Consider the following 5,026-nt stretch of genomic DNA (forward strand, 5'->3'; position numbering starts at 1 on the left):
AGTTAACTATCAGATTGTTAAGGGGTTTTGCCCCTGGAAGTAGATTAATCATTATATCGGTGGGGCAAAAACCCGTGTAGGTAGACCTAAGCTTGCTATCATCTTCCCACTTTAGTAATAATTTTTACCCCCTTATTTGAACCCCCTTTTTCCCTGCAAAGTACGCCGTGCAACTGAAATCCATCAAACTTTCCGGCTTTAAGTCATTTGTCGATCCGACCCAATTTGAAATGCCAGGTCAATTGATCGGCGTTGTGGGTCCTAATGGTTGCGGAAAGTCCAACATTATTGATGCAGTACGTTGGGTTTTGGGGGAGTCCCGAGCCAGTGAGTTGCGTGGTGAATCCATGCAGGACGTTATTTTTAATGGCTCTGGTTTGCGTAAACCTTCTGGGCGTGCCAGTGTAGAACTCATTTTTGACAATTCAGATGGTCGCGCACAAGGGCAGTGGAGTGCATTTACTGAGCTGGGCGTGAAACGCGTCTTGACTCGTGATGGCAACTCGAGCTACTACGTCAACAATCAAGTTGTCCGTCGTAAAGATATTCAAGATATTTTCTTGGGAACGGGCATGGGCCCAAGAGGCTACGCGATTATTGGGCAGGGCACGATCAACCGCATCTTGGAAGCAAAGCCAGAAGAACTGCGTGTTTTCTTGGAAGAAGCTGCAGGCGTTTCAAAATACAAAGAGCGTCGCAAAGAAACCGCCTCTCGACTTGAAGACACCAAAGAAAATTTAGTACGCGTAGAAGACATCCTGCGTGAGCTCGATCAACAACTCACGCGTTTAGAAAAGCAGGCTACAGTAGCTGAGCGTCATGCTGAACTTTCTGCAGAGATGAAATCTCAGCAACAGTTACTCTGGTTTGTGCGTCAGACTGAGGCTGGTAAAGAGCAGGAGCGTCATGCCAATGGCATTCGTGACACTCAAGTCCATTTAGAAGAGCAGACGGCAAAAATGCGTCATGCTGAAACTGAGCTCGAGACCATGCGCACCGAACAGTACGCATTGCAAGATAAGGTTTCTCAAGCGCAAGGTGACTTGTATCAAACCAACGCTGATGTCAGCCAAGTAGAGTCACAGATTCGTTATGTGCAAGAAGCACGTCAGCGTCTACAACAGCAATCCCAAGATTTACTAGCTCAATTACAGCGCTGGACTGTGCAAGAAACAGATGCTGCACAAGCTCAACGCACTGCAGAGCAAGAGCTCAGTCTGGCTGCAGAAAAAGAGCAAACATTAATAGCGGAATTATCTGGCTTGCAAGAGCAGATGCCAGCTCGCGAAGAGTCCTATCAAGTCTACTCACGAGAACTCAATGATGCCCGCGAGAGCTTGGCAACCATCGATCAGCGCTTAGCAAGTCTAAGTGAACGCGTTAAAGCAATTACCACTCAAGTAGAAGAGCTCAAAGGGCGCGATAGTCGTCTTGAGGCTGAACTTGCTGGCATGCGTAGACCGGATGCTGAAGCATTACAGATGGCAATTGATCGCCACGCAATGGCTCAGCGAAAAGTTGATGAAGCAAGACAAAAAGCCGGTGAAGCACAGCAGCGCGTTCCAGCTGCTGATGAGGCTCGTAATACTGCACAACAGCAGATTCAATCAGCTAACCAAGAATTGGCTCAAACTGAAGCTAAATTAACTGCATTGACTGCATTGCAGGCCAGCGTTCAAGCGCAGGGCAAGATTGGTCCATGGCTTGAGAGTAAAGGCTTAAAAGAGAGCAAGCGTCTTTGGCAAGAACTCAAGGTGGAGAGTGGTTGGGAAGCTGCTTTGGAATCCGTATTGCGTGAGCGCTTAGCGGCGGTAACGGCGAAGAGTGTCCAAGAAACTCTAGCTTTAGCCAATGATGCTCCCCCAAGCCGTTTAGCTATTTTGCTAACAGAAGATATCTCTCCTGCGCACACTACTGTGCCGGCGGATTTCACGCCACTATTGACTCGAGTTCAGAGCGCAGGCGCACCGCGTGTTGCAGGCGTATTGCAAGAGTGGTTAGATAACATCTACATTGCTAATAGCTTGGAAGATGCACTACATCGTCGCGAGAAGTTGCCAGCAGGTGGCGCCTTCGTTACTCAACAAGGCCATTTGGTGAGCCGTGTTGGTGTGCAGCTATACGCAGCAGACTCTGAGCAGGCTGGTATGTTGGCTCGTGCTCAAGAGATGGAAGGTCTCGAAAAGCAATTGCGTGCACAAAAGTTAATTCAGAGTGAGTTGCAAGGTGAGCTGGATCAATGTGTTTCTAATTACCAGGCTGCCCATCAAACTGCTGAGCAAACTCGTATTGCTGCAGAACAAGCTGTACAAGAAGTGCATGGCTTTGAAGTGGAAAGAATGCAGTTAACTCAAGCTGAAGAAAAGTACAGCCAGCGCGCTGAGCAAATTCAGGGTGAGTTAAGTGAGTTGCGCCAGCAAATGGAGCAGCTAACTCAAACTCAAGAGCAATCAGCAGAAGAGCTCGCTCAGTCTGAAGAATCTAAACAAGGCTTACAAGAGAATCTGGCGATTGCTCAGGAGAAGCTTGAGTTAGCCACTCAAGAACGTGATCGTCTTCGTGAATCCTTACGCTCATCTGAGATGTCAGCTCAAGAGGCAGCTTTTGCAACCCGATCTTTACAGCAGCGTATTGCGGATTTACAGCGTGATCAAAGTACAGCGCGCGTCCAGATTATGGAGATTCAGGATAAGCAAGCTAGCTCTGAGCAAGAACTTGAAACTCTCAGCGATGATGAAGCGCAAGATAAATTGCAGGGCTTATTGTTGGCACGTAGTGCTCGTGAGGCTGCACTGGCAAATGCCCGTACTGAACAAGACGCTTTATTACATCAACTACGTGAAGCGGATGAAGTGCGCTTACAGATTGAGCGCAGTCTTCAGCCAATGCGCGACAAGGTGGTGGATTTACAGTTGCGTGAACAGGCTGCTCGCTTGAACTTTGAACAGTTTGCAACCTTACTTTCAGATGCCGAAGCAGACCTCACTGCATTGGAAGCTAGCTTTAGTCCCGACCTCAAGGTTGGAGCTTTGCAAACCGAAGTGAATCGTCTGAATACAGAAATTCAATCTCTAGGCCCAGTGAATATGGCTGCCTTAGATGAGCTTTCTAGCTCACGTGAGCGTAAGCAGTTCTTGGATGCGCAATCAGCAGACTTAAATGAAGCGATGCAGACATTGACTGATGCGATTGCGAAGATTGATGCAGAAACCCGTGATCTCTTGCAAGGCACTTTTGACCAAGTAAATACCCATTTTGGAAAACTCTTCCCTGAGCTATTTGGTGGCGGTCATGCAGAGTTGGTGATGACTGGTGAAGAAATCTTGGATGCAGGCGTACAGGTGATGGCTCAGCCTCCCGGCAAGAAAAATAGTTCAATCTATTTACTCTCCGGTGGTGAAAAGGCCTTAACCGCAATTGCCTTAGTCTTCTCATTGTTCCTTCTCAATCCAGCCCCATTCTGCTTGCTCGATGAGGTTGATGCCCCATTGGATGACGCGAACACCTTGCGTTATGCCCAGATGGTTGCCAAAATGTCTAGTAAGACTCAATTTGTATTCATCTCACATAACAAGATCACTATGGAAATCGCGCATCAGTTGATTGGTGTCACCATGCAAGAGCAGGGCGTATCGCGTATCGTGGCGGTGGATATTTCTTCTGCAGTTTCTATGGTGGAGGCAGCTTAAGTGAATCTAGAGCAACTCATGACAACGCTGGGCTTGTCTGACTTGCAGTTTGCTTTGGCTGTTATTGGCCTATTGATTCTGATTGCAGTAGCTATTCTGAATGTGAAGTACGCTCGTGCACTCCGTAAAGCAAGGGCTGAAGCAGAGGATTACCTTGCTGAGCGTGTTGCACGTGAACCTACTTTTGGATCTGGCTTTGCTGATCCAATTACCGGCGAGCAGCTTGAGCCAACTTTTAAAGAAGTAAGCTTGCCAGTGAAGGCTGACTCGGCCAGCTTTTCTATTGATCCAAGAATTGATTGCGTTATTACTCTTCGCTTCTCTCAGCCGATCACTGGATCAGAAATTCTGAAAGAAATGATTTCTTGGGATGATTTGTCTACACCATCTTCGGCTCGCTGGATGTGTGAAGGTTTAAACGTCGATCTGAATTCTTCTGAGGGGTGGGGCTTGCTTGAGTCGGACTCCTCCTATTCCGAGCTTCAGTTGGCTATTCAGTTAGCAAGTCGTCGTGGACCAATAGGTGTACTAGAGCTGTCTGATTTTTGCTCCAGAGCTCAAGCACTAGCGTTAACGCTAGGTGCCCAAATTGATATGCCAAGTGTTAGTACGATGCTAGAGAAGGCAAAAGATTTAGATGCTATGGCAGCAGAAAGTGATATTCAATTGAGTATCAATGTGCTATTCGATGAAGCATGCGCTTGGACTAAGCTGGATTCACTCATGAATCAACGTGGGTTCATCTTGTCACGTAGTGGCCGGACTTACGATTACTTTAGTAATCGTGCGCCTATTTTCAGTAGCACTGATCTGAATCCTGGGCAGCCAGTGCAGCAGCTGACTTTGCTCCTAGAATTACCTTTAATTTCGTTTGACGAAAAACCATTCGAGCGCATGCTTTCAGAAGGCCTTGAAATTGCACAAGCCGCTCATGGACGCTTGGTGGATGACAATGGAATCAACCTGTCTGATATCTCAATTCAAAGCATTCGTCAGCATCTTGATGGTTTATATGAAAACCTTGAGAGAAGCGGTGTTCCTGCGGGATCTTCTGCTGCTAGTAGACTTTTTAGCTAGGGAATTGTTTTGTCGTCTTCTAGTCCGACAAATTTAGCGGATCGCTACGCATTTTTACAGTCTGAGTTAGTACGCTTAGAGCATGCCTACTATGTTCTAGATAATCCAATAGTCCCTGATAGCGAATACGATCGTCTTTATCGAGAGTTGATCGATATTGAGGCTGCTCATCCTGAGTGGCTTACTTCTGATTCGCTCTCCCAAAGAGTTGGTGGCACTGCACTTAAAGAATTTGATTCGGTTACGCATACAGTGCCCAT

The 5,026-nt window shown here is 47.1% G+C and carries 2 protein-coding genes and 1 pseudogene; all 3 read left to right on the plus strand.

Features of this window, described 5'->3' with window-relative positions; translation table 11 throughout:
* Positions 1-167: 167 nt before the first annotated feature.
* Positions 168-3,689, plus strand: coding sequence for a chromosome segregation protein SMC (gene smc / locus B7X71_RS11570; protein WP_293600799.1), 3,522 nt, complete (start codon positions 168-170; stop codon positions 3,687-3,689).
* Entirely contained in the window at positions 3,690-4,766 is a 1,077-nt protein-coding gene (locus tag B7X71_RS11575) for a cell division protein ZipA C-terminal FtsZ-binding domain-containing protein (protein ID WP_251371167.1), read from the plus strand.
* Between the two features lie 9 nt (positions 4,767-4,775).
* A pseudogene (gene ligA, locus B7X71_RS11580) lies at positions 4,776-5,026 on the plus strand (NAD-dependent DNA ligase LigA); the annotation flags it as partial.

Source organism: Polynucleobacter sp. 39-46-10, assembly GCF_002282275.1.